Raw genomic sequence first — 25,521 nt, 5'->3', positions numbered from 1 at the left:
GTAGGAACATGTTCTAGTCTTTGGGCAGTCTTCAGATCGGGGTGGCGGTGAAGTACGGGTACGCGGACAAATCGGTCCGCCCGTCGAAAGAGGAGGACTCGGTATGAACAACCTCCTTGCTGTCCCGTTGCGGGCGGTCGGCGGATTCTTCGAACTCGGCGCGGAAGTGGCACGTGCCACCGTCCGCAAACCATTCCAATGGCGTGAATTCGTCGACCAGGCCTGGTTCGTGGCGCGCGTCTCGATCGTGCCCACACTGCTGGTCGCCATCCCGTTCACGGTGCTGGTGGTCTTCACGCTCAACATCCTGTTGCGCGAGATCGGTGCCGCCGACCTCAGTGGCGCGGCCGCCGCGTTCGGCGCCGTCACCCAGGTCGGCCCGATCGTCACGGTGCTGATCGTGGCGGGCGCGGGCGCCACCGCGATCTGCGCCGACCTGGGCGCACGCACGATTCGCGAAGAGATCGACGCGATGAAGGTGCTCGGCATCGACCCGGTCAGCCGGCTGGTCGTGCCGCGCGTGTTCGCCTCGATGTTCGTGGCACTGATGCTCAACAGCCTGGTGTGCACCATCGGCATCGCCGGCGGCTTCGTGTTTTCGGTCTTCCTCCAGGGCGTGAACCCCGGTGCGTTCGTCAACGGGATTCCGCTGCTGACGAATCTGTCCGAGCTGATCATCTCCGAAATCAAGGCGGGCCTGTTCGGTCTGATCGCCGGAATGGTCGCCTGTTATCTCGGGCTCCAGGTCAAAGGCGGACCCAAGAGCGTCGGTGACGCGGTGAACCAAACAGTGGTATTCGCGTTCATGGCGCTGTTCGTGGTGAATGTCGTTGTCACCGCGATCGGCCTGAAATTCACGGTGCGGTGACCACGATGGCATTCATAGTTCGCAGCAAGTTTCCGCGCACGGTCCGCCGTTTCGACCGGATGTCGAAATCGGTGGATTCCCTGGGAGATCAGGCGATCTTCTACGTCAAGGCGCTCGGCTCGGTGCCGCGCGCGCTGGTGCACTACCGCACCGAGACCATCCGCCTCATCGCCGAGATCAGCATGGGCAGTGGCGCATTGGCCGTGATCGGCGGCACTGTGGTGATCGTGGGCTTCCTGACTCTCATGGCAGGCGGCACCATCGCGGTGCAGGGCTACAGCTCGCTCGGCAATATCGGTGTCGAGGCGCTGACCGGCTTCTTCGCCGCGCTCATCAATGTGCGCATCGCGGCACCGGTGATCTCGGGCATCGGCCTGGCCGCCACCATCGGCGCCGGCGCGACAGCGCAGCTGGGCGCGATGCGCGTGGCCGAGGAGATCGACGCGCTGGAATCGATGGCGATCCGGCCGATTCCGTTCCTGGTCGGCACCAGGGTGCTGGCCGGCATGATCGCGATCGTGCCGCTCTACGCCCTCGCGGTGATCGCCTCGTTCATCGCCAGCCGGTTCGCGACCGTCGTGATCTACGGGCAGTCGGCAGGCGTCTACGATCACTACTTCTCGACCTTCCTCATCCCGAGCGACATCCTGTGGTCGTTCGCGCAGGCGATCGTGATGGCACTGGCCGTGATGCTCATCCACACCTACTACGGTTTCCACGCCGCGGGTGGTCCGGTCGGCGTCGGCATCGCGGTCGGTAACGCGGTGCGGTCGTCGCTGATCGCTGTCGTCACAGTGACGCTGCTGATCTCGCTGGCCATCTACGGCACCTCCGGCAACTTCCACCTCTCGGGATAGCGTGATGGACACTTCACGGATCGTTGCCGCATTGCAGGGCGGGCTCGGGCGCAAGCTCGCCGCGCTCACAATGGTCGGCTTGCTGGTCGGGCTCGCGGCCTTCGCGTTCGCCCTTTTTCAAGGTGTGTTCACCACCACCGCCAAAGTGCTTGTCGACGCTCCGCGCGCGGGCCTGGTGCTCGACCCCGACGCCAAGGTGAAGGTGCGCGGCGTCGAGATCGGCCGCGTCGCCGAGATCAGCCTGCGCGACGACGGCGCGCAGATCCTGCTCGAGGTCGACCCCGAACAGCTGAAGCTGGTGCCGTCGAACGCGGGTGTCGACATTCGCTCGACCACGGTGTTCGGCGCCAAGTACGTGAACTTCGTTGTCCCCGAACAACCGTCGTCGAGCTCGCTGCAGCCCGGCAGCACGGTCGCGGCGACGTCGGTGACGGTGGAGTTCAACACGCTGTTCCAGCACCTGTCCGATGTGCTCGCCCAGGTGGAGCCGGAGAAGCTCAACGCCACACTGACCGCGCTCGGCACCGCACTGCAGGGCCGTGGCGACAAGTTCGGCGACCTGCTCGTCCGGTCGGATCGCTACCTGCGCGAGATCAACCCCTATCTGCCCACGCTGCAACAGGATCTGGACAAGACGGCTCAGGTGACCAATATCTACGCCGATGCCTCCGGCGCGCTGCTACGCACCGTGGACAACGCCACGGTCACCGCGAAGACGCTGTCGCAGATGCAAGCCGAGCTCGACAATGTGCTGGTGAACGTGATCGGGCTGTCGGATACCACCGGTTCGGTGCTGCGGGAGAACGAAGCCGACCTCGTCACTGCGCTCGACCTGCTGCGGCCGACGACCAGCCTGCTGTTCGAGTACGCACCCGCGCTGAGCTGCATCATCGACGGCCTCGGCCCGCTGATGCCGTTGGCCGAGGAGGTATTCGGCGGCCTGCTGCCCGGCGTCGGTATGAACGCCTCGCTCATGCCCGGCTCCAAGCCCTACACCTACCCCAAGGACCTGCCCAAGGTGAACGCCACCGGCGGACCGCATTGTGAGGGCGTGGTCACCCGCGCACCGGACAGCCACTCGAACTATGTGGTGACCGATACCAGTCAGGGCACGGTGTACACACCGAGCACCACGCCGCTCGGATTGAACGACAGCGCACCAAAGGTTTTCCAGCTCTTGCTGGAAGGACTGCCGGGAGTGACACGGTGAAAAACACGGCGACGACGGTCAAGCTCGCGATCTTCACCGTGGTGATGACGTTGGTGTTCGCCGGCTTGGCGATCGTGCTGAGTCAGGCAAGGTTCTCCAGCGAGAACGGGTACAAGGCGGTGTTCACCAACTCCTCGGGCATGCTGCCGGGATCGAAGGTGCGGATCGCGGGCGTGCCGGTCGGCTCGGTGACCTCGGTGAAGGTCGGCGACGACGATCTCGCCCATGTCGAGTTCGACGTGGACACCAAGTACTCGGTGCTCTCCAGCACCCGCTTGGCGATCAAGTACGAGAACCTGGTCGGCGACCGGTACTTGGAGCTGAAGGAAGGTCCGGGCTCGGCCCGCGAGCTGCCCGACGGCGCCACCATCGGCAAGGAGCAGACCACGCCCGCACTGGATCTGGACCTGCTGCTCGGCGGTTTCAAGCCGCTGCTGCGTGGGCTCGATCCCGGCCAGGTCAACGACCTGACCTCGGCGCTGCTGCAGATCTTCCAGGGTCAGGGCGGCACGCTGGTCTCGCTGCTCAACAGCGGTGGCAGCTTCGCCAAGACCCTCGCCGACCGCGATGCCCTGATCGGCAGCGTGATCGACAACCTGAACACGGTGCTGGCCACCATCGACGATCGCGACGAGCAGTTCGCCACCACGATCGACGAATTGCAGCGCCTGGTCAGCGGTTTGGCCGCCGAGCGCGATCCGATCGGCGCCGCGCTACCGCGGATCGCCGGTGCGACCAAGGAACTCAACGACCTGCTGACCACCGCACGCCCCGATCTGCGCAACACCATCGAGCAGACCGGCAGGCTCGCCACCAACCTCGACAACGGCTCCGACCATCTCCAATGGGTGCTCGAGAAGCTGCCGCAGACCTACAAGCAACTCGTCCGCGTCGGTGCCTACGGTTCGTTCCTGCAGCTGTACATCTGCGGCACCAACCTCGTCGTCGACGGCCCGAACGGCCAGCCGATGGAAGTGCACATGCCGGGCCTGCAGGCGACCGGAAGGTGTACGCCCAATGAGTGAGAAGAAGTCGTCGGCCGTCACCATCGGCATCGTCGGCATTGTGCTGGTGGTGACGATCTCGCTCGCCACCCTGCAGTACACGAAGCTGCCGTTCATCCGCTCCGGCGCCACCTTCACCGCGTTCTTCGTCGACGCGGGCGGGCTGGTGCCGGGCGACCCGGTGCACGTGGCCGGTGTGCGTTCCGGCGAAGTCGAACAGGTGTCGCTCGACGGGCCGAAGGTGCTGGTGAAGTTCACCCTCGACGAGTCGATTGTGCTGGGCCAGAAGACATCCGCCGCGATCAAGACCAACACGGTTCTCGGTCGCAAATCCCTGGATGTGGTGCCGACCGGACAGGGCGCGCTGCGTACCTCCGACACCATTCCGCTCGACCGGACCACCTCGCCGTACTCGCTCAACGAGGCCCTCAGCGACCTCGGCGCGACCGTCCGCGATCTCGACCTGGATCAGGTCGACCAGACCCTGGATGTGCTCTCGGCCGCCTTCGCCGATACGCCGGGCCCACTGCGCAACGCCCTCGACGGTGTCACCGCGCTCTCGCGCAGCATCAACACGCGCGACCAGGCGCTCACCGATCTGCTCGGCCGGGCGCAGAACGTCACCAAGGTGCTGGCCGACCGTAGTTCGCAGCTCAACGCGCTCCTGCTGGACGGCAACAACCTGCTCGGCGAACTCGACAACCGTCGTGCTGCCATCAACCAGCTCATCGTCTACGTCGACTCGGTTGCCAAGCAGCTCTCCGGGCTGGTCGCCGACAACGAGGCGCAGATGAAACCGACACTGGACCGGCTCAATTCGGTGCTCGGCCTGTTGCAGCGCAACAAGGAGAACCTGACGGAGGCGCTGGAGGGTATCGGCCCCTACGCCTCGGCACTCGGCGAGCAGGTCGGCAACGGTCCGTGGTTCAACGCCTACGTGGTGAACGCGACGAGTACCGAGTTGCGACCACTGGTGGATGCGCTGGTCTGGCCCGAGCACCTGCCGCAGGACCTGATCGACATCTTCACGCACCCGAGGACGCCGAGCATCCAGCCGACCGAGGAGGATCCGCCGCGATGACCATCGCATCGAAAATCCGCGGCGTGCCGCGCTGGACGCTCGCGGTCGCTGTGGTGGTGATCGTCGCGCTGGTCGCGGTCGGGGTCTACACCACCCTCGGCATCGGCAAGACCAAGATCACCGCCGCCTTCACCTCGACCACCGGCCTGTACGAGGGCGACGAGGTGCGGATGCTCGGAGTCAAGATCGGCAAGATCGACTCGATCGAGCCCGGCGAGGGCCGGGTACAGGTGCGGATGTCGGTCGACCGCGGCATCGACCTGCCCGCCGACGCCCGCGCCGTGCTGATCGCGCCTTCGCTGGTGTCGGCCAGGTTCATCCAGCTCGCGCCCGCCTACGACGGTGGCCCGAAGATGGCCGACGGCGCGCAGATCCCGATCGAGCGCACCGCCGTCCCGGTGGAGTGGGACGACATCAAGGCCGAACTCTCCAATCTCGCAACCGCTCTCGGGCCGGTCGGCGATGACCCGCAAGGCTCGTTCGGGCGTTTCGTCGACACTGCCGCCAACAACCTCGACGGCAACGGCCAGAGGTTCCGTGACACCCTGCGCGAGCTGTCGGCGACGCTGAATACGTTGTCCGACGGGCGAACCGACCTGTTCGGCACCATCCGCAACCTGCAGAAGTTCGTCGAGGTGCTCTCGGCGAGCAACGAGCAGATCGTGCAGTTCGGCGGCCGTCTGGCCTCGGTGGCCTCGGTTCTCGCCGGTGCGTCGGAGGAGCTGGGTGCGGGACTGGACAGTCTGGATGTGGCGCTCGCCGATGTGAAGCGTTTCCTCGAAGGCAGTGGCGCCGAGCTCACCGAAGGTGTCGAGCGGCTCGCCGATGTCACCCAGACGCTGGTCGACAAGCGGCCGGAGATCGAACGGCTGCTGCATTCCGCGCCGACCGCGCTGGTGAACTTCTACCAGATCTACAAGCCGGCCCAGGGTTCGCTCAGCGGCTCTGTGTCACTGAACAATACGTCCAGCCCGCTGACCTTCCTCTGCGGTTCCATCCGCGCGCTCGAGCACAACGACTCGGACCGGTCGGCGGATCTGTGCGCGGAATTCATCGCCCCGGTGATCAGTTCGCTGGCGATGAACTATGTGCCGATCATGCTCAACCCGGTCGGCGGCGCGCAGGTCCTGCCCGGCCAGTTGACGTACAGCCCGCCGAGTTTGGCCGCGGAGGTGCCGTCCGCGCCTGCGTCCCCGGCGACGGCGCCGATCACCGTGCCGAACGGTCTTGCCGGACTCGCGGTTCCAGGAGGACAACGATGACGCCCCAACGGATGCTCGCCGGGTTGGCGGTGGGCGTCGCCGTGACGCTCGGCGTGACCGGCTGTCAGTGGGACGGGCTGAACTCGCTACCCATGCCCGGCTCCGAGGGCTCCGGCCCCGGTTCGTACACGGTGCGGATCCAGATGCCCAATGTCACCACGCTGACCCGGAATTCGCCGGTGCGCGTGGACGACGTCGAGGTCGGCAATGTCACCGGGATCGAGGTCGAGGGCTGGCACGCGCTGGTCACGGTGTCGCTGAATCCCGAGGTGAAACTGCCCGCCAACGCGATCGCCAAGATCGGGCAGACCAGTCTGCTCGGCAGCAATCACGTCGAACTGTCCCCGCCGACCGAGACGCCCGCCGAGGGCCAACTGCGAAACAACGACGTGATCCCGCTGGAGCGCGCCGGTGCCTACCCGACCACCGAGCAGGTGCTGTCCTCGCTGTCGGTCGTGCTCAACGGCGGCGGCATCGCCCAGCTCGAGACCATCACCAGGGAGATGAACGCGGCGCTCAACGGTCGCGAGGCCGAGATCGCCGACCTGCTGCCGCAGCTCAACGAGCTGACCACCGGCCTGGACCGGCAGACCGGCAACATCATCGCCGCGATGGAGGGCCTCGATCGGCTGGCGGGCAATTTCGCCGACCAGAAGGACGTGCTGGCCCGCGCGATCGACGAGATCCATCCCGCGCTCACCGCGCTCGCCGACCGCACCGCCAACATCACCAGGGCGGTTACCGCGCTGGGTGAGCTCAGCGATGTCACCGAGCGGATCATTCAGACCAGCGGTGACGATCTGAAGGCCAACCTGGCCAGCCTCGGCCCGGTGCTGGAGACCCTGGCGAACACCGGCACCAACCTCGTCGACGCGATGGGCATCATCCCCTCCTTCCCGTTCCCGATCAAGAACATCGGCAACGCGATCAAGGGTGACTACCTCAACCTCTACATCACCTTCGACCTGACCGGTAAGCGCTTGGACAGCAACTGGCTCACCGGCACACCGCTCGGCGGGCGCTTCGGTGGCGTCGAGGGCGTGCTCGGTAGTTTCGCGCCGTCGACGGCAACCGACGCGGGCGATCCGACCAAGCTCCCGCAGGCGCCCGCGCCCAGTGCGGCGCCGACGCCCACTCTGCCCGGATTGCCGTCCATTCCCGGCCTGCCTGCCATCCCCGGAATCACCGTGCCGCTGCCCGGCCAGGAAGGGGCGGGACGATGAAACTCACCAGGTTCGTTCACGTTCAGCTCGCGATCTTCGCGGTACTCACCGTGATCGGTCTCGTCGTGATGGGCGGGACATACATCCAGCTACCCGCGATGTTCGGGATCGGCCGCTACGGGGTGACGGTCCAGCTCGCCGCCACCGGCGGGCTGTATCCGACCGCCAACGTCTCCTACCGCGGCACCAATATCGGCAAGGTCGAGGCAGTGCGGCTCACCCCGGCGGGGGTCGAGGCGGACCTGTCGATCGACAGCGACTACAAGGTGCCGTCGGACTCGATCGCCTGGGTGCGCAGTGTTTCGGCGATCGGCGAGCAGTACGTCGACCTGGTGCCGGAGGCGAATTCCACCTCGGGCGATCTGCGTAACGGTTCGGTGATCCCGGTGGAGCGCACCAAGCTGCCGCAGGACGTCGGCTCGCTGCTCGATCAGACCGACAAGCTGCTCTCGACCGTCGCCGATACCCGGCTGCGCCAGGTGATCGACGAGGCGTTCCTGGCGTTCAACGGCGCGGGCCCCGACCTGCAGCGGTTCATCGACTCGGCGGCGCTGCTGGTGCAGCAGGCCGAAACCGATGTGGAACCGACGAAGAAGCTGCTCGATCAGATCGGCCCGCTGCTGGACACCCAGATCCAGTCCGATGCCAATATCCGTTCCTGGACAACAGATCTCGCGACCCTCACCGATCAGCTCCGCCAGTCCGACCCGACCTTGCGAAACCTGTTGCGCGACAGCCCTTCCGCGATGCAAAAGGTGACCGAGCAGTTCCAGAGTCTGCGTCCGACACTGCCGCTGCTGGCGAGCAATCTGGTGAGCCTCGGCCAGGTAGGGGTGACGTATCACGCTGGTCTCGAACAACTTCTGGTCGTCTTCCCGCCGTTGATCGCGGCGTTGCGGACGGTCCTGCGCGGACCCACCAAGTACGGCGCGATGGTCGACTTCATGACCGTGGTCCACGACCCGCCCGCCTGCACCACCGGCTTCCTGCCCCCCGATCAGTGGCGTGAGCCGAGTGACTTCAGCCCGATCGACACTCCGGAAGGGCTGTACTGCAAGGTAGCGCAGGATTCTCCGATCGAAGTGCGCGGTATTCGCAACAGTCCGTGCATGGAGTATCCCGGTGTCCGGGCACCCACTCCCGAACTGTGCCGGACGGGGTACGTGCCGCAGGGCACGAACCCGCCGTTCGGCGCGCCGCAGCCGGTAGCCCCGGCCTCGGCCCCCACCGGCGCGTCCACCGGCGGAGTCACCCCCGCCGTCGCGCGCCCCTATGATCCGTCCACGGGCAGCTATCTCGGCCCGGACGGACGCATGTACCGCCAAGGTGATATCGCCTCCGATGGCTCGGGCGCTGTCCCGGCCAGCTGGCAGGCGATGTTGGAGGAGCAGCAGAGATGAGTGAGAGCAACAACGGCCGCCCGCGTCGGCGGGCAGCCAGGTCGGCGGGTCCGCCGGTGGAGGATGTGCGGGTCGTCGACGTGACAGTCGACGCGGCTGCGGTCGAATCGGCTGCAGTGGCCGATGCCGAGGTGGCTACGGACGAGCAAGCCACAGTCGTCGCGGCTCCCGTCGAGTTGACGAAGGCCGCGGTGGTGGACGAGGAGGCCGACGATGACTCGGCCGAGCTCGACGAGGAAGACGCGAAGCTGACGCGGCTCGGGCAGATCATCGGGCTCGCCGCCGCCGCGGTGCTGGTGCTGGCCCTGGTCGCCGGTGCCACGTTCACCGCGCTCGCGGCGCGGTCGGGCAATCAGGACGAGGATCTGCGCGCGCAGTACACCCAGACCGCGCGGCAGGCGGTCATCAACCTGACCACGATCCGCGCCGACTCCGCCAAGGAGGACATCGACCGGATTCTGGCGGTGGCCTCGGGCGAGTTCAAGAACGAGTTCGACGGTCGCGTCGACCCGTTCATGGATGTGGTGAAGCAGGCGAAGGTGGTCTCCACCGGCGAGGTCGTCGAGTCGGGGATCGAGTCCGTCGACGAGAACTCGGCCAAGGTGCTGGTCGCCGCGAAGCAGATGGTGAGCAACACCGGGTCGGCCGAACCGCAGGCGCGCCAGTACCGATTCCGGATCACCGTGTCGAAGGGCGATTCCGGGATGACCGTGTCGAAAGTGGAGTTCGTGGGATGAGCAAGCACATCAAGATGGTCTTCGGCGCCCTCGCCGCGGCCGGCGTGATCGCGGCCGTTGTCCTGGGCGTCAGCGGGTATCAGCTGTGGCAGCAGGACAAGACCGAGCAGGCGCGCACCGACGCCATGAGCACCGCGAGCCGGACGGTGAGCGCGATGTTCACCTATGAGCCCGCCACCGTCGACACCGAACTGCCGAGGGCCGCCGACAATCTCACCGAGTCGTTCCGGGCCGATTACCTGAAACTGATCGAGCAGGCCATCGCGCCGGGCGCCAAGGAGAAGCAGCTCACCGTCAAGGCCACCACCCAGGCCGAGGGCGTCGTCTCCGCCGACCCGGAGAAGGCGGTCGTCCTGCTCTACCTGAACCAGCTGACCACCAGCAAGGACTCACCGGAGGGCGCCACTTCGGGCAGCCGCGTCCGGGTATCGCTGGACAAGTCCGGCAACCGCTGGCTGGTCTCCCAGGTCACGCCGGTCTGACTTATTCGCCGCGCGGCAGGCGCACGACGAACGTCGCACCGCCGCCCGGCGTGGATTCGACGCGCACTGTGCCGCCGTGCGCCGCGACGAGCGCGGCCACGATCGACAGACCGAGCCCGCTCCCGCTGCGGTTGTCGCCGCGGCGGGTGCGGGAGATGTCCGCGCGGTAGAAGCGCTCGAAAACGTGGTCTGCTTCCTCGTCGGTGAGCCCGGGGCCGGTGTCGACGACCTCGAGCTGAACCTCGTCGGCCGCGGGGGTCAGGCGGACGGTGATCGAGGTGCCGTCGGGGGTGTGGGAGCGGGCGTTGTCGAGGAGGTTGGTGAGGACCTGGCGGAGGCGGTGTTCGTCGCCGCGGACTTCCAGGGTGCCGGTGCCCGCGGCGATCTCGAGGGTGATCGGACGGTGTTGTCCCGCGGCGGCTTCCACCGCGCGGGCGCTGTGGACGGCCTCGCCGGCCACCGCCAGCAGGTCCACCGGGCCCAGTTCCACGGGGCGCTGGGCGTCGAGGCGGGCCAGCATGAGCAGGTCTTCGACCAGCAGGCCCATGCGCTGCGCCTCGTGTTCGATGCGGTTCATGAACATCGCCGGGTCGGTGGTCGCGCCCTGGCGGTACAGCTCGGCGAAGCCGCGGATCGTGGTGAGCGGGGTGCGCAGTTCGTGGCTGGCGTCGGCGACGAAACGGCGCATCTTCGCCTCGGAAGCCCGCGCGGCGGTCTCGGAGGCCTCGGTGGCGGCGAACGCCTGCTGGATCTGGGTCAGCATGCTGTTCAGCGATCGTGACAGTCGATCGACCTCGGTGACGTTGCCGTGCACCGGGATTCGATGGTGCAGCTCGCCTCCCGCGATCGCCGCCGCTGTCGCTTCGACCCGATGCAGCGGTCGCAGACTGCCGCGCACCACGAAATAGGCCGCGACAGCCAGCGCGAGCAGCACGATCGCGCCGACGATCAGTTGCAGCACAACGAGCTTGCGCACCGTTTCGATGTTCTCGGCCAGCGGCCACGCGACCGTCGCCGAGGCGCGATGACCGTTGACCGTGAGCACCCGCCACTGATCGCCCGAGTCGTCCGACGAGCCGACCGTCACCGGCTGTAGCGCAGGCGGGTTGGGAAGATCGGGCTGGGCGTCCGTACCGAAGACGTTGTCGAGAAGTACCTTTCGGGTCCCGTCGATACTCTCGGCTTTCACGAAATAGCGCCCGGGCGGCTGACCGGACTCCGAGGAGGGCGGAGGCAGATTCGGCGCGGGCAGCCCCACCCGCCGCTCCCATTCCATCGCCGCGTCCTGCAACTGCTGATCGGTGCGGTTCTGCAGCGAGTTCTCCATCGCCTTGGTCACCACGAAACTCGAAGCGACCAAACCGAATCCGGCCAGCGCGACCAGCATCAGTACCAGCGTCACCCGCAGGGGGAGTCTGCTCACCGCGTGGGCTCACGCATCACATAGCCGACACCGCGCAGCGTGTGGATCAATCGCTGTTCGCCGGTATCGACCTTCTTGCGCAGATACGACACGTAGGTCTCCACCACGCCCACCTCGCCACCGAAGTCGTAGCGCCACACGTGATCGAGGATGCGAGGCTTACTCAGCACGCTGCCCGCGTTCACCATGAAGTAGCGCAACAGCGTGAACTCGGTGGGGGACAACGCCACCGGTTCGCCCGCCTTCCACACCTCGTGCGTGTCGTCGTCGAGTTCGATGTCGGCGAAGCGCAACCGGGTGCTCGCCTTCTCGGGTTCGGTGTGGCCCGCGCGACGCAGGATCACCCGCAGCCGCGCCACCACCTCCTCCAGGCTGAACGGCTTGGTGACGTAGTCGTCGGCGCCGAGGGTGAGCCCGGTGATCTTGTCGTCCACCTCGTCGCGCGCGGTCAGGAACAGCACCGGCGCGTCGATCCCGTCGGCGCGCAGCCGGCGCAGCAGGCCGAACCCGTCCATGCCGGGCATCATCACGTCGACGATCAGCGCCTGCGGGCGGAACGTGCGGGCCCGATCCAGCGCCTCGGCGCCGTCGGCCGCCGTCGCCACCTCGAACCCCTGGTAGCGCAGGCTCACCGCCAGCAGTTCGACGATCATCGGCTCGTCGTCGACGACGAGTACCCGCGCCTCGGGCACATCAGGCACACCGCTCATGCCCCTATGCTCCACCACCCCGCTGGGAAGTGGCTGGACCGACGCTGTGAGGTCGCTGTGTGCCGCTAGCGTTGGTCGGCGGGGTAGGTCTGCTCGTCGCTCATCAGCGCCGAACCCGCCACGTTGCCCTGCGACAGAGCGTCGAGGAAGGCACGCGCCCAGCGTTCGACATCGTGGGTGAGCACCTGGCGGCGCAGGGACCGCATCCGGCGGCGTTTGGTGTCGCGGTCGTCGTCGAGTGCGCCGATGATCGCGTCCTTCACGCTGTCCAGGTCGTGCGGGTTGCACAGGTAGGACTGACGCAGCTCGGCCGCGGCACCGGTGAACTCGCTCAGCACCAGCGCGCCGTTGAGGTCGCTGTGACAGGCCACGTACTCCTTGGCGACCAGGTTCATGCCGTCGCGCAGGGGCGTCACCAGCATGGCATCGGCGGCGATGAAGAACGCGATCAGCTCGTCGCGGGGGATCGGGCGGTGCAGGTAGTGCACGACCGGGTAGCCCACGCGAGCGAATTCGCCGTTGATCCGGCCCACCTGACGTTCGATGTCGCCGCGCATCTTGATGTAGCTCTGCACGCGTTCGCGGCTGGGGGTGGCCAGCTGCACCATCACCGTCTCGGTCGGGTCGACGCGGCCCTCCTCGAGCAGTTCCTGCAGCGCGTTGAGCCGGATGTCGATGCCCTTGGTGTAGTCGAGGCGGTCGACGCCGAGCATGATGTTTTTGGGATTGCCCAGCTCCGCACGGATTTTCGCGGCACGCTCCCGTACCGAACGACGCCGGGACGACTCGTCGAGTTCGGCCGAATCGATCGAGATGGGGAACGCGCCAACGCGCACCGTGCGGAAACCGACCTGCACGACACCCAATTTCGAGCGAACCCCGATCGTGCCGCGGGAGGTGGGCTGACCGGCCAGTCTGCGGGCCAGGTAGAGGAAGTTCTGCGCGCCGCCGGGCAGGTGGAAGCCGATCAGGTCGGCGCCGAGCAGGCCCTCGACGATCTCGGTGCGCCACGGCATCTGCATGAACAGCTCGACCGGCGGAAACGGGATGTGCAGGAAGAAACCGATGGTCAGATCGGGGCGCAGCATGCGCAGCATCTTGGGCACCAGCTGCAGCTGGTAGTCCTGCACCCACACCGTGGCGCCCTCGGCGGCCACCTTCGCGGTCTCCTCGGCGAACCGCCGGTTGACCTCGACATAGGCTGCCCACCACGCCCTGTCGTACACCGGGCGCACGATCACGTCGTGGTACAGCGGCCAGAGCGTGCCGTTGGAGAACCCTTCGTAGTAGTCCTCCACCTCCTGCGCCGTGAGCGGCACCGGGTACAGCTCGAGCCCGTCTTCGATGATCGGTTCGACCTCGACGTCGGGCACACCTGCCCAGCCGACCCAGGCGCCCTTGTTGCTGCGCAGCACCGGTTCCAGCGCGGTCACCAGCCCACCGGGGCTGCGCTTCCACCTGGTGGTGCCGTCGGGCAGTCGCTCGAGATCGACCGGCAGCCGGTTGGCGACGACAACGAATCCCGAACCAGCGCCGTTCGGCACGAGGGTTTCACTGTTTTCGGACGGACGGTCGTTGGACGGTTGATCGATCATTTGGTCCACTCACGCATCCTTATGCGTCGCAGGGGTGCGCTGTGTCAGGCGGGGGCGATGCCGAGCATCGACAGCAGCATGCGGCATTCGTCGGCGTCTTCGGCGTGTGCCGCGACGACCTTCTGTGCCTGGCGGGCGGTCTCGTCGGCAAGCGGCTCGAGTTCGTCGTCGGCGATGTCGTTGGCGGTGCTCTTCGCGGCCATAATGGGTTCGTCCTCCCGGTTTCCCTGCGCTCTACCTGCGAGTGGTCAATACTATCGGGCGCCGGCGCACGGCCGATGAAGTAGCGACGCGGAACACCCCGCCCCGGTGCCGTGTCGTGGCGGTCCCGTTACCGTGGGGGAGTACACGATCGACCCCGGAGAGAGGTTTCTTTCATGCCACTGGCCACGGTGAACGGCATCGCACTGAACTATCAGGTCAAGGGCGACCGTACCAAGGGCACCGACGTCAAGGGCGGTGGTCCGCTGGTGGTGTTGATCATGGGGACGGGCTCGCCGGGGCGAGTGTGGGAGCTGCATCAGGTTCCCGCGCTGGTCGCGGCCGGTTACCGGGTCTGCGTGTTCGACAACCGCGGAATCGCGCCGTCGTTCGAGGCCCCGGGCGGGATGCGGATCGAGGAGCTGGTCGCCGATACCGCCGCGCTGATCGAGTTCCTCGACGAAGGCCCCGCGCTGATCGCGGGTACCTCGATGGGTGCGCGGGTGGCGCAGGAGCTGGCGCTGGCCCGCCCCGACCTGGTGCGCAAGGCCGTGTTCATGGCCGGACACGGCAGGCTGGACCAGTTCCAGAAGACGCTGTCGGTCGGTGAGCAGGAGCTCGACGCCTCGGCGGTGAAGCTGCCCGCGAAATTCGAGGCGGCGTTGAGCGCCGTGATGAATCTGTCGCCGGCGACGATGGCCGACACCAACACGGCGCGCGATTGGCTCGACCTGTTCGAGTTCAGCGTGGGGACGCCCTCAGCCGGTGTCCGTGCCCAGCGGGCGATGGACCACGAATTCGATCGGGTCGCCGCGTACCGTTCGATTACGGTGCCCTGCTTGGCAATTGGGTTCGCCGATGATCGGATGATTCCGCCGTACCTCTCGCGCGAGGTCGCCGAGGCCATTCCCGGCGCCCGCTACCAGGAGGTCCCGGATACCGGTCACTACGGCTACCTGGAGCGACCCGAGGCGGTCAACAAGATCCTGCTCGATTTCTTCGCCGCCTGACCGACCCGACCGGGGCAGCATCGGGTAACTCCCTACCAGTAACGTATGCCTTGCTAGGGTCGACACAACGCTCGTGGCTTCGCGGCCGCGCAGTGATCCTGTACACAGCGCCAGTATCCAGTGAGGTGAAATGAGCACCAACCCCTTCGACGACGAGGACGGCCGCTTCTTCGTTCTGGTCAACGATGAAGAGCAGCACTCCCTGTGGCCCGCGTTCGCGGAGGTCCCGGCGGGCTGGCGTGTCGTGTTCGGCGAAGAGAGCCGGGCCGCGTGCGTCGAGTACGTCGAGAAGAACTGGACCGACATGCGGCCCAAGAGCCTGCGTGACGCGATGGCCGCCGACGACGCAGCCCGCGCCCAGTCCTGATCTCCTCCGCCACCGCGTGATACCAATCCGGTGTCGCGCGGTTGGCGTGCGCGGCTAAGATAGTCGCGCACCACCCGCCTCCTTAGCTCAGTGGTAGAGCACCGCTCTTGTAAAGCGAAGGTCGTCAGTTCAATCCTGACAGGGGGCTCAACCGGCGCCCCGGGTTCTTCCCGGGGCGCCTTCTGTATGCGGTGCTCTGATCCGCGCTATGGGCGGTCGTAGATTCCGTGGTCGCCGATTCGTCGCCAGACCAGGATCGGCTCGCTCTCGTTCGTCTTCTCCAGGTGGAACGTGGCCCTACCGTCCGGTGAGGTGAAATTCCACGTGAGTGAGTAGACCTCGCAGTTGCTCAGTTTGTGAATCCGCAGGCGTGTCGGCCAGGGTGGTGAGCCCGCGAACGCTCCGGCGTCGATGGCGGGCAGGAATTGTGAGCGTAGGGCTTGCTGAAACATGCGTTGATGTTCAGCGGGCAGACGTCGCAGATCTCGATCGAACGATGCCAGCGTCCGGTATTTCACTCCACTGCCTCGGTGGGACCCGATGCCAGGGTGTCGAGGTGCGCCAAGAACGATTCGGCGTCGTCGAAGGTGCTGTGCCGCCCAGCCTCGACATCGGCTTCGGCCTCGCGTTCAGCTGCCTGGTGGCCCTCGTTCCAGAACCAGATCTCATCGACCGGGACCGGCAACGTGGGCCGTAGCTCGATCACGCCGTCTTCGCGTTCGGTGATCTCCAGCTGCGCACCTGGCTCGTCCAGCCGGTACTTCTTCCGGAGCTCGGCGGGCAGTGCGACCGTGCCACGTCCCTGGATTGCCGCATATCCGCGAAAATTGCCCATCGCCTCACTATCCCATTGAGCAGTAAAGCCGTCAAGCAGCAAAGCTGCTGTACCGGAATACGCGAGCCTCGTGGATCGATGCGCCTATTTCGGAGAAAATCGAGGAATCTCGTCGAGAGTTGTCGTATCCGGGTCGGTCTGTTCGTGGTGTGGGTAGAGGCGGCCGACCGGCAGCCACCGAGGAAGGGAAATCGCCATGACTCAGTACCTGCTTTCCGTTGTTGTCGACCCGAGTGTTTATGACATTCCGCAGGAGGAGGCGCAGCCGCAGTACGAGGCGACGGGGAGGTTCAACGACGAGCTCAAGGCCGAAGGGGCGTGGGTGTTCGCGGGTGGGCTCGGGCGGATCGACGAGGCGACCACGGTCGACAACACCGGTGCTGACGTTGTTGTCACCGATGGGCCGTATGCCGAGACCAAGGAATGCCTCGGCGGGTTCTGGGTCGTGACGGCGCCCGACCTCGATGCCGCGCTGAAGATCGCCGCCAGGGCGTCGAAGGTCTGCGAGCAGAAGATCGAGATCAGGACGTTCGACGGCGCATGAGCGACGGCACTCGCGCCAGGATCGATCGGATCTATCGCGAGGAGTACGGCCGGGTGGTCGCCTCGCTCGCCCGGCGTTTCGGCGATCTCGACCTCGCCGAGGACGCCGCGGGCGAGGCCCTGCTCACCGCCATCGAACGGTGGCCGGTCGACGGCATACCGCCCAACCCGGGCGGCTGGCTGACGAAGACCGCGGGCAACCGCGCGATCGACCGGATCCGCCGGGAATCACTGCGCGACGCGAAACACCAGGCAGCCATGATCATCGACGATCACACACCGCACGAACCGACCGGACCGATCAACGACGACCGTCTCCGGCTCGTCTTCACTTGTTGCCATCCGGCATTGGCGCCGGAGGCGCGAGTCGCGCTGACACTGCGCCTGCTCGGCGGGCTCACGGTCGGCGAGATCGCTCGTGCGTTTCTCGTTGCCGAAACGACCATGGCGCAACGCATCACCCGCGCCAAGGCCAAGATCAAAGCCGCGCGCATCCCGTTCCGGGTACCCGATCGCGATGACGTCACCGATCGGCTCGGCGGTGTGCTGGCCGTCATCTACCTCATCTTCAACGAGGGCTATCTGGCCGGCACGCAGTCTGTGCGGGCCGACTTGACGGCGGAGGCCGTTCGGCTCGGCCGCATCATGCGCGATCTGCTGCCCGATGACGGTGAGGTTGCCGGGTTGCTGGCGCTGATGTTGCTCATCGACGCCCGCGGCGCGGCACGTTTCGCGGGCGGGGAGCTGGTGACGCTCGACGAGCAGGACCGCGGCGGCTGGGACCACACCCTCATCGCGGAGGGGCACACGCTGGTACGTGAATGCCTGCGCCGAGTGGCGGCGGGCGGTGACCCGCCTGGTCGCTATCAGATCATGGCGGCGATCAACGCGGTGCACACCGACGCGGCCGATGCCCGCGACACCGACTGGAACCAGATCGTCGCCCTCTACGACCAGCTCTACGCCGTGACCCCGACCCCGATCGTCGCTCTCAACCGAGCCGTCGCCGTCGCCGAACTCGACGGCCCCAATGTGGCCCTGGCACAGATAGATTCACTGCCACTCGACGGCTACCACGCCTGGCACGCCGCCCGCGCCGATCTGCTCCGCAGGCTGGGGCGCAGTGCCGAGGCGAGGTCCGCCTACGACGCCGCGATCGCCGCCACCCAGAACCCGGCTGAGCGCGCGTACCTGACCAGGAGGCGCGAGCATCTTGTGTAGAACTGCCGGGGGCTATCCAGGGGAGAGCGCGCAGTGTGCGTCGGCGCAGGCATGCTCGGTCATCGCGGCCCGTTCGTGTTGAGGTAGAGGACAGGGCCGTCGCCGAATGCGCCCCGCTCGTTCATCGCCAGGAGCGCCGCCATGGCCTTGGCGGTATAGACGGGTTCGAGGTGCAGGTGCTCGCCGTCGGCTGACAAGGTCTGGGCGCGTGCGCCTTCCGGCGTGGGGTGGCCGTAGCCGCTGCCGAGCCAGTCGGTGACGATGTCGATGTCCTCGACTCGTGGTTCGAGGCCGGACAGATCCGCGCCGCGCTGACGCAGCAGGTGCGCAGTACGGCGGGCGAGCCGGGTGATCGTCGCCGGGTCCAACCGCAGCGTGTCGTTGACGACGACACCGACTGCTCGGGTGGTCAAGCCCGCCATCCGCAAACCGAGTTGCAGTCCCGCGATCGTGCCGCCGGACCCGACGGCGGTCACGATGTGGGTGGGCTCGGGTAGCTCGCCGCGGCGTACTTGTCCGGCCAGTTCGAGCGCGGCCTCGACGTATCCGAGGACACCGACGGGCGAAGATCCGCCGGGCGGCAGGTAGTAGGGCAGATGGCCCCCGCTGGTGTGCCGGGCGAACAGCATCGGCGCGGTGAGGATGGTCCGCGTCTTCGAATGCGTGAAATACAGCTCGGCGCCACAGTTCTCGAGTCGGCTCAGCTGGGCGCGTACGTGCTCGTCCACGGGCTGGTCGACGAGGGCGAGCACGGTGGCGAGCCCGTGATCGCGCGCGTACAGGGCGACGGCCAGTCCCCAGTTCGTCCCCTATCCGCCGACGGTCAGAATCGTCCGGGCGCCGCGCCGGTGTGCGTCGGGGAGAATCCATTCCAGCTTGCGGACCTTGTTGCCACCCCACCCGCCGTCACCGAATGCGCCGTCGTCTTTGAGCCAGACCGGCGCGCCACCGGCAGGCAGCGCCTCGAGCCGGCGAACCGGTGTCGGACCGGAGCTCAGTCCGATATGCGGCAGGGTTTCGCGTAGGCGTGGAAAACGTTGGTGCAGAAGAGGAGTGTCCATCGGCTGGCTGACGAGCGCTACAGCACGGAGAGATCTGCGCCGGAGCACTGCATGGTTTGCCCCGCGGACAGGCCGGAGGTTCCTACCGCACCGGTCAGACGGACCGTGCCCCAGCCGGTGTTCACGTCGAAGCTGGGCATGTTGCCGCCGACGGTGCCGTCTTGGGCGACGACGCCGGATTCGCCGGTATCGAGATTGGTCCAGTTCACGGTCGCGTGGTAGCCGAAGGGGCCGAAGTTCGACTCGCCGCGCGGCTGGACCGAGACGGTGCCGGGCCGGTCGTCCGACGAGGTCGCCACCAGCGACAGATAGAACGGGTACAGATGAAAATTCGCGTTCGAACCGAGGCACTGAACCTTCGCCTCGCGTACCTCCGCCGCCGCAGTTCCGGCCCCGAGCAGGGACATCGCGACGATGGTGGTGAGCCCAACGATCAAACGCATCCGCGAAACCTCCCGATAGGAACGAACCGGAACCCAGTACATCGTTTCCTGAGCGAAAGAACAAGTGTCAGAAAACCGGGCTACAGAGGAAATCGTGCCCAGACACCCCGGGCTGTACACGATTTCCGCTGTGGATTCTCCACCAGTGCCGTTGGCTACCAGGCTGATTGGCGGGTGGCGGCGGTGGCCTTCTCGATCAGGTGATGGAGGTGGGCTTCGATTCGGTCGGGGGTGGTGGGGGTTACTTCCACTCGTTCGCCTTCTTGGATGAGGTAGCGGCCGTCGTCGGTGTAGTCGACCAGTTGGAGTGTGGTGCCGCCTTCTTGCCAGCCGTCCAGGGCCGGGCCGGTGGCTACGCGGAATTCCGCGTAGGCGGTGAAGGGGCGTTTGAGGAATTTGAGGGCGTGTTCGGCGGGGGTGCGGTGGCGGGCGTAGGGGTCGGGGGTGGTGGTGAAGTCGTCGCGGTGGACGTTGAAGCCGCCGGTGGTGCCCGCCGGGGTTTTCGGGAGGATGGCCAGCAGGCGGGTGACGATGGCGTGGGCCGGGCGCAGCGAGATCAGGATGTTGCCGCCCTGGCCGTATTCCGGACCGGGGAGCTGGGCGGCGACGACGCCGTTGCTCGCTTCGGTGGTCGCGCACGCGCGGACCATCCGGGTGCGGCCGTCGAAGCGGTGCCCGAACAGTTCCACGCGGATATCTGGGTGCGCCAGGGCGTGTAAGGCGTGGTAGAGGGATTCGTCGGTGCCCATCTTGGCAATCAGCGAATCCGCGGCGCGCCGGCATTCCCGGTCGAACTCGACCTGCGTTTCGACACCCGCCGTGAAGGTGAGGGGCCAGGGCATGCGATCGCGGCCGAGCGTTTCCCAGGCGACCCAGAATTCGAACGGGGTCAGCTCCCAGGTGTCGGTCATGCGTCGCCGCCGATCACCGGCGGAACGTGCAGGCGTTCGGGGCCGAGCAGTTCTTCGTGGACGCCGCGCAAGTAGTCGGGGGCCTGGTGCTCGTTCTCGTCGTCCTTGCCGCCGCCGCGCGCGCCGGGGGCGCCCATTCCGCCCATGCCGGACATGCCAGAGCGGCCCGACGACGCACCGGAACCCGCACCCGCTCCCGCACCGGCGCCCTGCTTCTGACCGGCGGTCCCGGGGACAGCCGCGCCGGGTGTGCCCGCACCTGCTCCGGCACCAGCGCCCGCGCCTGCTCCGCCACCGGAGCCGAGTCCGCCGGTGGACGTGCCGGCCGGGGTCGTGCCCGGAGTGGTTCCTGACGGGGTAGTGGTCGTGGGGGTTTCCGGAGTTGTCGTGGCGGCGGTGGTCTCGTCGCCGGTGGTGTCGTCAGTGGTGCTGTCGTCGGTGGTGTCGTCACCGGGGTCGGTGGTGGTGGAGGTTTCCGGCTCCGTGGTAGACGGGGTGGTGTCGTCGGTGCTCGGCTTGTTGGTGGTGCCGGTGGGTTTGTCGGTGGTGGTGCCGGTCGGCTTGTCCTTGGTGGTGTCGCCGGTCGGCTTGTCGGACTGGGGTTTCGCCGGTGTCGGTACCTTCGGCACCTGGGTGTCGGACTGTTGCGCGACTGGCTTGTAGACGGTCTCCATCACCTGGCGAGCCGCGGCCTGGGCGGCCTCGGAGCGGCCTGCGCTGGTGCTGTCCATGAGGAGTGAAGTGGCGCCGCCGCTGCCGGGCACGATCGCAGATGCGAGCGTGGACAAGGCTATTCCGGCTACGGTGCTGCTCTGTTTGTCGGACTCGTGCGGTACCGAGTACTTCACCTGGTTGAAGCCGGAGTAGGCCTCTTCCATCTTGTTGCCGATCAGGGATGCGGCCTGGTCGACCTTGTGTACGTCGGCGAGATAGCTTTTGGTGCTTGCCAGCGCCTGGCTCGCCGCGCTCCCTGACCAGCCCCGTTCCATTTCCTTCTGGATATTGTCGTGGAACGCAGTGGCTTTCGTTGTGGTATCGGTCGCCAACTGCCGCCAGGCTTGAACGCTGGTGCTCATCGTCGCGGGGTTGATCGACTCGACAAATTTCATGATGTCCGAGTGGCTCATAGTGAGGAACGGTTCCATGACGGGCGGCACGACCTGCGGCGTGAACTCGCCGGAAAATCCGGTGGCGAGGCTGGAATTCTCGGCGTAGATGCGAGAGCGTGCGCTGTTTCCGGCAGCCTGGGCGTCAAGCTCGGACTGCGTGGCGGAGATGTCGGAATCGAACAACGAGCCGATTCGGTCGCTAATTCTGGACGGGCTCGACGCTGTCAATGCGACGCTGCCCAGTTTGCTCATGAAATCTGAGAAAGTCATTTATCCCCCCGGATTCAGTCTACTTTGTTGGTCTGTTGCTTGATGGCGAGCTGAGTGGCTTCGTCGCAGTTCTTGTACGCGGCACCGGCTTTGCGGTACATATCCGCCATCTGTGTAAGTATCTCGATATGCTGACGGGCCGCGTCGAGGTAGGAACCGGTCCCCTCGCCGCCGTCAGCCAGGTCGGCGAACTTCTTCGCTAGGGTCTTGGCGGAGTTGAGGTTGCCGAACGAGTCGGCGTCGACCATCCTCCTCGTGCGCGAAGACAGGTTTCGAAGATCGTTGATGTAGTCGTCGCACCACTTTGCGCAACGCTCCGCTGCGTCATACTCGATAATGAGTCGGCCTGCAGCTGCTTCGCCGGACAAAGTCTGGAAGTCTTTTGCTAGTGCATTCATGTCTGCCATTGCTGTAACTGTCTCCCCGTAGATATGGCCACGACTAGCGTGGAATGGACCCTACGAAATGCGGGGCGGCATTCGTGGCCAGCGTGCATGGATCGGTCGAGGATTTACTATCCACGAATTTGCTCGCGTTGATGAGAGCCCGGCCCTGAGTGGTATCGAACGCTATTTCGCATTCCACTGGGGGCGTCTCGTTGCCGATATAGAACTGGAGGCCATCCCGGCCGTTGACTGCTACATTTTTGAAGTCGTGGTATCGGTCGTTCGAGCGGATCTCGTCAGTGGTGTAGACCGTCGACATGAACGATATGAAGTAGCCATCCGCGCGCCAACCACATCCCTTCCACTCAGCGCGGGGAACCGAGAACAAGTTGCTGTCCTTTGACGCGGGGTCAAGACCCGCCGCCTGCAGCACACTGTCCGACACCGTGCACGGATCGAACAGCTGCTCCTTGGTCAGCGGAGCCCCACTGGCCTCGGGCTGCCCGTCGACCGCCTTGGAACATCCGGCGAGCGCCACTACAGCGCACACCCCGGCGGCAAAGCCAACCAGTCGCATCGTCTCTCCTCTTTCGCACACAACGACCACTCGATGTCTTAGACGCGTGCCCGGTCGTTTCGGTTCCATCCAGGGCAGAACTCAGGCTGGGACGTTCGCTCCGTGGCCGAGGTCGCGGAGGGCGGCTTTGATCTTGGACTGGGCTTCGTCGAGGGATTCGGGGGTGGGGTCGGTGTTCGCGCCCGAGATGTCGAAGTCGCCCATGGTGTAGGCGGGGAAGACGTGGGTGTGCAGGTGGGGGACCTCGAGGCCGGCGATGAGCAGGCCGGCGCGGGGGGCGTCGAAGGCGGCGCGGACGGCCTGGCCGATCGTCTGGGCGACGCCCATCATCCGGGCCATCACGGCGGGATCCACGTCTTGCCACTGGTCGATCTCCGCGCGCGGGACGACGAGGGTGTGGCCCTGGGTGACGGGGCCGATGGTGAGGAAGCCGACGAACTCGTCGTCCTCCCAGACGAAGCGGCCGGGGATCTGACCTGCGATGATCGCGCTGAAGACGGATGCCATACCGGTGAGCGTAGCTAGATCGACACGAAATGCGACAGGATGCCCTGCACCTCGTAGATGTCGACCTGACGGTTGAAACGCTGCTTGACCGGCTCGCCGCCACTGCCGATCCAGATGTAGAGCTCCGCGTCGAGGTCGAAGGTGCCCGCGGTTTCGACGGCGAAGTGACTGATCGAACGGTAGGGGATGCTGTGGTAGCTCACCTTGCGGCCGGTGACGCCCTGTTTGTCGACCATGATCAGGCGGCGATTGGTGAACAGCATCGCGTCGCGGACCAGGATGAACGCGGCGTACACCTGCTCGCCCTGGCCGAACAGTTTCGCGTATTCCTGCTGGGCGGCGGCCGGATCTATGCGACCGGCATTGCCCATCATCCCGTCGAGCAGGCCCATGACATTCCCCCGTTTCGGTGGCGGCCGCCGCGCCACACCTGGTTCCATTGTGGCGCAATCGAACCCGTGTCGCGAGGGCTGAACCGCATCGTCACGGCCCGATCGCCTGCCCGCGGCGCCTTCGCGGCGGGTGACGATCGCGCTACCCGATCGCGGACCTCGGATCGGCACGGGGCGTGCGAAGTGCGTGCGAAGTGCGCGACTAATCTGAGGCAGTGCGCGTACTCGTCATCGGTTCCGGAGCCCGTGAACATGCCCTCGTCCTGGCGCTGCGCCGGGATCCGTCCGTGACGGCGGTGATCGCTGCCCCGGGCAATCCCGGCATCGGCCAGCACGCCGAGCTACGTCCGGTCGATCCCTGCTCCGCCGGTGATGTCGCCGCGCTGGCCGGTGAAGTGGCCGCCGACCTGGTGGTGATCGGCCCCGAGGTGCCGCTGGTGCTCGGCGTCGCCGACGTCGTGCGCGCGGCCGGATTCCCGGTGTTCGGCCCGTCGGCCGACGCGGCGCGGATCGAAGGGTCGAAGGCGTTCGCGAAAGACGTGATGGCGGTGGCCGGGGTGCGGACCGCGCACAGCGAGATCGTCGACAATCCGGCCGAGCTGGACGCGGCGCTCGACCGCTTCGGCCCGACCTGGGTGGTCAAGGACGACGGTCTCGCCGCGGGCAAGGGCGTGGTGGTGACCGCCGACCGGCGCGCGGCCCGCGATCACGGCGCCGAACTGCTCGAGCAGGGACATCCGGTGCTGCTGGAATCGTTCCTCGACGGGCCGGAGGTGTCGCTGTTCTGCCTGGTCGACGGCGAGACCGTGATTCCGCTGCTGCCCGCGCAGGACCACAAGCGGGTCGGCGACGGCGATTCCGGCCCGAACACCGGCGGGATGGGCGCCTACACGCCGCTGCCGTGGCTCCCCGCGGAGACGCTGAACGAGATCGTCGACGACGTGGTGAAGCCCGTCGCCGCCGAGCTCGTCGCGCGGGGCAGCTCGTTCTCCGGCCTGCTGTACGCGGGTCTGGCGATCGGCACGAACGGTCCGGCTGTCGTCGAATTCAATTGCCGCTTCGGTGATCCCGAGACCCAGGCGGTACTCGCGCTGCTGGACAGCCCGTTCGCCGAACTGCTGCACGCCACCGCGACCGGGCGCCTCGCCGAGGTCGACGCACCGCGCTGGAAGGACGGTTCCGCGATCACCGTCGTGCTCGCCGCCGAGAACTACCCGGCGCGACCGCGCACCGGCGATGTGATCACCGGCGCCGACGACGGCGCGCTGGAGGGCGAAACGCTGGTGTTGCACGCCGGTACGGATCAGCGCGCGGACAAGGCGCTGGTGTCGGCGGGCGGGCGGGTGCTGAACGTGGTCGGTGTCGGTGCGGATCTCGCGCAGGCGCGGGAGCGGGCCTACGCGCGACTCGCGGGAATCAAGCTCCCCGGCAGTCATTTCCGGACCGATATCGGCGCGACCGAAGTTGTCGTCCCGGAACGTAACAGCGTCACGGGGTAATCGCGCGATCGGTGATCAGCGGTGCGCGACCGCTGATCACGATCGTGCGGGAAAGGTGGCACAGAACCGTTGCGCGGCTGCGCCGATCAGGCGGTGAGGTCGAGGATCTGGGCGTTCGGAGCATTCGTCTGAATGGAGGCGATCCCCTTCTTGGCGCCTTCCTTGCTTTCGTATCCCTGACTTTCGAGGACGATTTCGCCGTTGCCGGCCTTCAGGTGGAAACGGAACTTTCCCGCCTTGTCCTTGAACACCTCGAACTTGCCTGCCATGGTTGCCTCGCTTCGGTTCGGAGGAAAACACTCGACAGGTCTCACATTAACGTTCTCGTGATGTGGGT

Annotated in this window: 31 protein-coding genes and 1 tRNA gene; 16 read left to right on the top strand and 16 right to left on the bottom strand. The window is 66.5% G+C overall.

The features are described 5' to 3' along the window. Positions 1–103 precede the first annotated feature (103 nt). From ACFWFP_RS16020 to ACFWFP_RS15975, 10 genes are read left to right on the top strand one after another with little or no spacing between them, the layout of a single operon-like run. Positions 104–868, top strand: a complete 765-nt coding sequence (locus ACFWFP_RS16020; protein ID WP_379220081.1) for an MlaE family ABC transporter permease — start codon at positions 104–106, stop codon at positions 866–868. 5 nt (positions 869–873) lie between these two features. Continuing rightward, complete coding sequence (locus ACFWFP_RS16015; RefSeq protein WP_062982725.1) at positions 874–1,725, top strand: ABC transporter permease; 852 nt, start codon at positions 874–876, stop codon at positions 1,723–1,725. A gap of 4 nt (positions 1,726–1,729) precedes the next feature. Beyond that, entirely contained in the window at positions 1,730–2,935 is a 1,206-nt protein-coding gene (locus tag ACFWFP_RS16010) for an MCE family protein (RefSeq protein WP_379295660.1), read from the top strand. Then, on the top strand, positions 2,932–3,960 hold the full coding sequence (locus ACFWFP_RS16005) for an MCE family protein (RefSeq protein WP_379295658.1): 1,029 nt from the start codon (positions 2,932–2,934) through the stop codon (positions 3,958–3,960). Before ACFWFP_RS16010 ends, ACFWFP_RS16005 begins: the two co-directional genes overlap by 4 nt. Beyond that, positions 3,953–5,020: an MCE family protein gene (locus ACFWFP_RS16000; RefSeq protein WP_379295656.1), complete on the top strand. Its 1,068-nt coding sequence runs from the start codon at positions 3,953–3,955 to the stop codon at positions 5,018–5,020. The genes ACFWFP_RS16005 and ACFWFP_RS16000 overlap by 8 nt, the downstream gene beginning before the upstream one ends. Beyond that, the gene (locus tag ACFWFP_RS15995; protein WP_379295654.1) at positions 5,017–6,282 is read left to right on the top strand and encodes an MCE family protein; all 1,266 of its coding nucleotides are present in this window, start codon (positions 5,017–5,019) and stop codon (positions 6,280–6,282) included. The genes ACFWFP_RS16000 and ACFWFP_RS15995 overlap by 4 nt, the downstream gene beginning before the upstream one ends. Then, positions 6,279–7,505, top strand: coding sequence for an MCE family protein (locus ACFWFP_RS15990; RefSeq protein WP_379295652.1), 1,227 nt, complete (start codon positions 6,279–6,281; stop codon positions 7,503–7,505). The genes ACFWFP_RS15995 and ACFWFP_RS15990 overlap by 4 nt, the downstream gene beginning before the upstream one ends. Beyond that, entirely contained in the window at positions 7,502–8,905 is a 1,404-nt protein-coding gene (locus ACFWFP_RS15985) for an MCE family protein (RefSeq protein ID WP_379295650.1), read from the top strand. Before ACFWFP_RS15990 ends, ACFWFP_RS15985 begins: the two co-directional genes overlap by 4 nt. Next, a complete protein-coding gene (locus tag ACFWFP_RS15980; protein WP_379295648.1) occupies positions 8,902–9,642 on the top strand; it encodes a hypothetical protein in 741 nt (246 codons plus the stop codon). Before ACFWFP_RS15985 ends, ACFWFP_RS15980 begins: the two co-directional genes overlap by 4 nt. Continuing rightward, positions 9,639–10,124 (top strand): h domain protein, encoded by a 486-nt coding sequence (locus ACFWFP_RS15975; protein ID WP_379295646.1) that lies wholly within the window; start codon positions 9,639–9,641, stop codon positions 10,122–10,124. Before ACFWFP_RS15980 ends, ACFWFP_RS15975 begins: the two co-directional genes overlap by 4 nt. 1 nt (position 10,125) lies before the next feature. On the opposite strand, the gene ACFWFP_RS15970 is transcribed toward ACFWFP_RS15975, so the two are convergent. The 4 genes from ACFWFP_RS15970 to ACFWFP_RS15955 all read right to left on the bottom strand — a co-directional run bounded on the left by ACFWFP_RS15970 (position 10,126) and on the right by ACFWFP_RS15955 (position 14,055). After that, on the bottom strand, positions 10,126–11,547 hold the full coding sequence (locus tag ACFWFP_RS15970; protein ID WP_379295644.1) for a sensor histidine kinase: 1,422 nt from the start codon (positions 11,545–11,547) through the stop codon (positions 10,126–10,128). Beyond that, entirely contained in the window at positions 11,544–12,257 is a 714-nt protein-coding gene (locus ACFWFP_RS15965; protein ID WP_379295642.1) for a response regulator transcription factor, read from the bottom strand. Before ACFWFP_RS15965 ends, ACFWFP_RS15970 begins: the two co-directional genes overlap by 4 nt. A gap of 65 nt (positions 12,258–12,322) precedes the next feature. Next, positions 12,323–13,852: a trehalose-6-phosphate synthase gene (locus ACFWFP_RS15960; RefSeq protein WP_378990802.1), complete on the bottom strand. Its 1,530-nt coding sequence runs from the start codon at positions 13,850–13,852 to the stop codon at positions 12,323–12,325. Between the two features lie 44 nt (positions 13,853–13,896). After that, positions 13,897–14,055, bottom strand: a complete 159-nt coding sequence (locus ACFWFP_RS15955) for a hypothetical protein (RefSeq protein ID WP_165610244.1) — start codon at positions 14,053–14,055, stop codon at positions 13,897–13,899. Between the two features lie 174 nt (positions 14,056–14,229). On the opposite strand from ACFWFP_RS15955, the gene ACFWFP_RS15950 reads away from it, so the two are divergent. The 3 genes from ACFWFP_RS15950 (at position 14,230) to ACFWFP_RS15940 (ending at position 15,578) form a co-directional block, all read left to right on the top strand. After that, positions 14,230–15,063: an alpha/beta fold hydrolase gene (locus ACFWFP_RS15950; protein WP_379295640.1), complete on the top strand. Its 834-nt coding sequence runs from the start codon at positions 14,230–14,232 to the stop codon at positions 15,061–15,063. Positions 15,064–15,193: 130 nt separating this feature from the next. Next, positions 15,194–15,430: an MbtH family protein gene (locus ACFWFP_RS15945; protein ID WP_022565839.1), complete on the top strand. Its 237-nt coding sequence runs from the start codon at positions 15,194–15,196 to the stop codon at positions 15,428–15,430. Between the two features lie 76 nt (positions 15,431–15,506). After that, positions 15,507–15,578: transfer RNA gene (locus tag ACFWFP_RS15940), tRNA-Thr, on the top strand. Between the two features lie 58 nt (positions 15,579–15,636). On the opposite strand, the gene ACFWFP_RS15935 is transcribed toward ACFWFP_RS15940, so the two are convergent. Beyond that, a complete protein-coding gene (locus tag ACFWFP_RS15935; RefSeq protein WP_379295638.1) occupies positions 15,637–15,882 on the bottom strand; it encodes a hypothetical protein in 246 nt (81 codons plus the stop codon). A 62-nt stretch (positions 15,883–15,944) separates the two neighbouring features. After that, complete coding sequence (locus ACFWFP_RS15930; RefSeq protein ID WP_379295636.1) at positions 15,945–16,265, bottom strand: AbrB/MazE/SpoVT family DNA-binding domain-containing protein; 321 nt, start codon at positions 16,263–16,265, stop codon at positions 15,945–15,947. Positions 16,266–16,461: 196 nt separating this feature from the next. Here ACFWFP_RS15930 and ACFWFP_RS15925 point away from each other — a divergent pair, with 196 nt between their 5' ends. After that, a complete protein-coding gene (locus tag ACFWFP_RS15925) occupies positions 16,462–16,809 on the top strand; it encodes a YciI family protein (protein WP_379295634.1) in 348 nt (115 codons plus the stop codon). After that, entirely contained in the window at positions 16,806–18,029 is a 1,224-nt protein-coding gene (locus ACFWFP_RS15920; RefSeq protein ID WP_379295632.1) for an RNA polymerase sigma factor, read from the top strand. Before ACFWFP_RS15925 ends, ACFWFP_RS15920 begins: the two co-directional genes overlap by 4 nt. A 59-nt stretch (positions 18,030–18,088) precedes the next feature. Here the strand turns inward: ACFWFP_RS15920 and ACFWFP_RS15915 are convergent, their stop codons facing one another. The 9 genes from ACFWFP_RS15915 to ACFWFP_RS15875 form a co-directional block, all read right to left on the bottom strand. Then, positions 18,089–18,823 carry a pyridoxal-phosphate dependent enzyme gene (locus ACFWFP_RS15915; protein WP_379295999.1) on the bottom strand — a complete coding sequence of 245 codons (735 nt, stop codon included), beginning with the start codon at positions 18,821–18,823 and terminating at the stop codon, positions 18,089–18,091. Positions 18,824–18,838: 15 nt separating this feature from the next. Beyond that, a complete protein-coding gene (locus tag ACFWFP_RS15910) occupies positions 18,839–19,090 on the bottom strand; it encodes a hypothetical protein (RefSeq protein ID WP_379295630.1) in 252 nt (83 codons plus the stop codon). A gap of 17 nt (positions 19,091–19,107) precedes the next feature. Further along, positions 19,108–19,533 carry a hypothetical protein gene (locus tag ACFWFP_RS15905; protein WP_379295628.1) on the bottom strand — a complete coding sequence of 142 codons (426 nt, stop codon included), beginning with the start codon at positions 19,531–19,533 and terminating at the stop codon, positions 19,108–19,110. Positions 19,534–19,688: 155 nt separating this feature from the next. Then, a complete protein-coding gene (locus ACFWFP_RS15900) occupies positions 19,689–20,444 on the bottom strand; it encodes an ESX secretion-associated protein EspG (protein ID WP_379295626.1) in 756 nt (251 codons plus the stop codon). Next, positions 20,441–21,823 carry a hypothetical protein gene (locus ACFWFP_RS15895; protein WP_379295624.1) on the bottom strand — a complete coding sequence of 461 codons (1,383 nt, stop codon included), beginning with the start codon at positions 21,821–21,823 and terminating at the stop codon, positions 20,441–20,443. The genes ACFWFP_RS15900 and ACFWFP_RS15895 overlap by 4 nt, the downstream gene beginning before the upstream one ends. Positions 21,824–21,837: 14 nt before the next feature. Further along, positions 21,838–22,230, bottom strand: coding sequence for a hypothetical protein (locus ACFWFP_RS15890; RefSeq protein ID WP_379295622.1), 393 nt, complete (start codon positions 22,228–22,230; stop codon positions 21,838–21,840). A 34-nt stretch (positions 22,231–22,264) separates the two neighbouring features. Continuing rightward, positions 22,265–22,786, bottom strand: coding sequence for a DUF3558 domain-containing protein (locus ACFWFP_RS15885; RefSeq protein ID WP_379295620.1), 522 nt, complete (start codon positions 22,784–22,786; stop codon positions 22,265–22,267). 81 nt (positions 22,787–22,867) lie between these two features. Continuing rightward, a complete protein-coding gene (locus tag ACFWFP_RS15880) occupies positions 22,868–23,293 on the bottom strand; it encodes an HIT family protein (RefSeq protein ID WP_379295618.1) in 426 nt (141 codons plus the stop codon). A gap of 14 nt (positions 23,294–23,307) precedes the next feature. Beyond that, positions 23,308–23,685 (bottom strand): PH domain-containing protein, encoded by a 378-nt coding sequence (locus ACFWFP_RS15875; protein WP_378913857.1) that lies wholly within the window; start codon positions 23,683–23,685, stop codon positions 23,308–23,310. 215 nt (positions 23,686–23,900) lie between these two features. Between ACFWFP_RS15875 and purD the strand changes: the two genes are divergently transcribed. Further along, positions 23,901–25,184, top strand: a complete 1,284-nt coding sequence (gene purD / locus ACFWFP_RS15870; RefSeq protein WP_379295616.1) for a phosphoribosylamine--glycine ligase — start codon at positions 23,901–23,903, stop codon at positions 25,182–25,184. Between the two features lie 86 nt (positions 25,185–25,270). On the opposite strand, the gene ACFWFP_RS15865 is transcribed toward purD, so the two are convergent. After that, positions 25,271–25,453: a YegP family protein gene (locus ACFWFP_RS15865; RefSeq protein ID WP_378631730.1), complete on the bottom strand. Its 183-nt coding sequence runs from the start codon at positions 25,451–25,453 to the stop codon at positions 25,271–25,273. Between the last annotated feature and the right edge of the window lie 68 nt (positions 25,454–25,521).

The organism is Nocardia sp. NPDC060249 (genome assembly GCF_042728755.1).
Classification (GTDB): domain Bacteria; phylum Actinomycetota; class Actinomycetes; order Mycobacteriales; family Mycobacteriaceae; genus Nocardia.
Note: the sequence above shows the minus strand (reverse complement) of the source record. Positions and strands in the feature narration are given on the sequence as shown.

Bases quoted from the DNA above. Each gene is read 5' to 3' on its own strand.
- ACFWFP_RS15905 (WP_379295628.1), bottom strand. From the start codon at position 19,533: ATGCGTTTGATCGTTGGGCTCACCACCATCGTCGCGATGTCCCTGCTC.
- ACFWFP_RS15920 (WP_379295632.1), top strand. From the start codon at position 16,806: ATGAGCGACGGCACTCGCGCCAGGATCGATCGGATCTATCGCGAGGAG.
- ACFWFP_RS15865 (WP_378631730.1), bottom strand. From the start codon at position 25,453: ATGGCAGGCAAGTTCGAGGTGTTCAAGGACAAGGCGGGAAAGTTCCGT.
- ACFWFP_RS16010 (WP_379295660.1), top strand. From the start codon at position 1,730: ATGGACACTTCACGGATCGTTGCCGCATTGCAGGGCGGGCTCGGGCGC.
- ACFWFP_RS15965 (WP_379295642.1), bottom strand. From the start codon at position 12,257: ATGAGCGGTGTGCCTGATGTGCCCGAGGCGCGGGTACTCGTCGTCGAC.
- ACFWFP_RS15875 (WP_378913857.1), bottom strand. From the start codon at position 23,685: ATGGGCCTGCTCGACGGGATGATGGGCAATGCCGGTCGCATAGATCCG.
- ACFWFP_RS15990 (WP_379295652.1), top strand. From the start codon at position 6,279: ATGACGCCCCAACGGATGCTCGCCGGGTTGGCGGTGGGCGTCGCCGTG.
- ACFWFP_RS16020 (WP_379220081.1), top strand. From the start codon at position 104: ATGAACAACCTCCTTGCTGTCCCGTTGCGGGCGGTCGGCGGATTCTTC.
- ACFWFP_RS15995 (WP_379295654.1), top strand. From the start codon at position 5,017: ATGACCATCGCATCGAAAATCCGCGGCGTGCCGCGCTGGACGCTCGCG.
- ACFWFP_RS15975 (WP_379295646.1), top strand. From the start codon at position 9,639: ATGAGCAAGCACATCAAGATGGTCTTCGGCGCCCTCGCCGCGGCCGGC.
- ACFWFP_RS15935 (WP_379295638.1), bottom strand. From the start codon at position 15,882: ATGTTTCAGCAAGCCCTACGCTCACAATTCCTGCCCGCCATCGACGCC.
- ACFWFP_RS16015 (WP_062982725.1), top strand. From the start codon at position 874: ATGGCATTCATAGTTCGCAGCAAGTTTCCGCGCACGGTCCGCCGTTTC.
- ACFWFP_RS15950 (WP_379295640.1), top strand. From the start codon at position 14,230: ATGCCACTGGCCACGGTGAACGGCATCGCACTGAACTATCAGGTCAAG.
- ACFWFP_RS15885 (WP_379295620.1), bottom strand. From the start codon at position 22,786: ATGCGACTGGTTGGCTTTGCCGCCGGGGTGTGCGCTGTAGTGGCGCTC.
- ACFWFP_RS15930 (WP_379295636.1), bottom strand. From the start codon at position 16,265: ATGGGCAATTTTCGCGGATATGCGGCAATCCAGGGACGTGGCACGGTC.
- ACFWFP_RS15945 (WP_022565839.1), top strand. From the start codon at position 15,194: ATGAGCACCAACCCCTTCGACGACGAGGACGGCCGCTTCTTCGTTCTG.
- ACFWFP_RS15895 (WP_379295624.1), bottom strand. From the start codon at position 21,823: ATGACTTTCTCAGATTTCATGAGCAAACTGGGCAGCGTCGCATTGACA.
- ACFWFP_RS15890 (WP_379295622.1), bottom strand. From the start codon at position 22,230: ATGGCAGACATGAATGCACTAGCAAAAGACTTCCAGACTTTGTCCGGC.
- ACFWFP_RS15980 (WP_379295648.1), top strand. From the start codon at position 8,902: ATGAGTGAGAGCAACAACGGCCGCCCGCGTCGGCGGGCAGCCAGGTCG.
- ACFWFP_RS15955 (WP_165610244.1), bottom strand. From the start codon at position 14,055: ATGGCCGCGAAGAGCACCGCCAACGACATCGCCGACGACGAACTCGAG.
- ACFWFP_RS15960 (WP_378990802.1), bottom strand. From the start codon at position 13,852: ATGATCGATCAACCGTCCAACGACCGTCCGTCCGAAAACAGTGAAACC.
- ACFWFP_RS16000 (WP_379295656.1), top strand. From the start codon at position 3,953: ATGAGTGAGAAGAAGTCGTCGGCCGTCACCATCGGCATCGTCGGCATT.
- ACFWFP_RS15880 (WP_379295618.1), bottom strand. From the start codon at position 23,293: ATGGCATCCGTCTTCAGCGCGATCATCGCAGGTCAGATCCCCGGCCGC.
- ACFWFP_RS15910 (WP_379295630.1), bottom strand. From the start codon at position 19,090: ATGGACACTCCTCTTCTGCACCAACGTTTTCCACGCCTACGCGAAACC.
- ACFWFP_RS15925 (WP_379295634.1), top strand. From the start codon at position 16,462: ATGACTCAGTACCTGCTTTCCGTTGTTGTCGACCCGAGTGTTTATGAC.
- ACFWFP_RS15985 (WP_379295650.1), top strand. From the start codon at position 7,502: ATGAAACTCACCAGGTTCGTTCACGTTCAGCTCGCGATCTTCGCGGTA.
- ACFWFP_RS15900 (WP_379295626.1), bottom strand. From the start codon at position 20,444: ATGACCGACACCTGGGAGCTGACCCCGTTCGAATTCTGGGTCGCCTGG.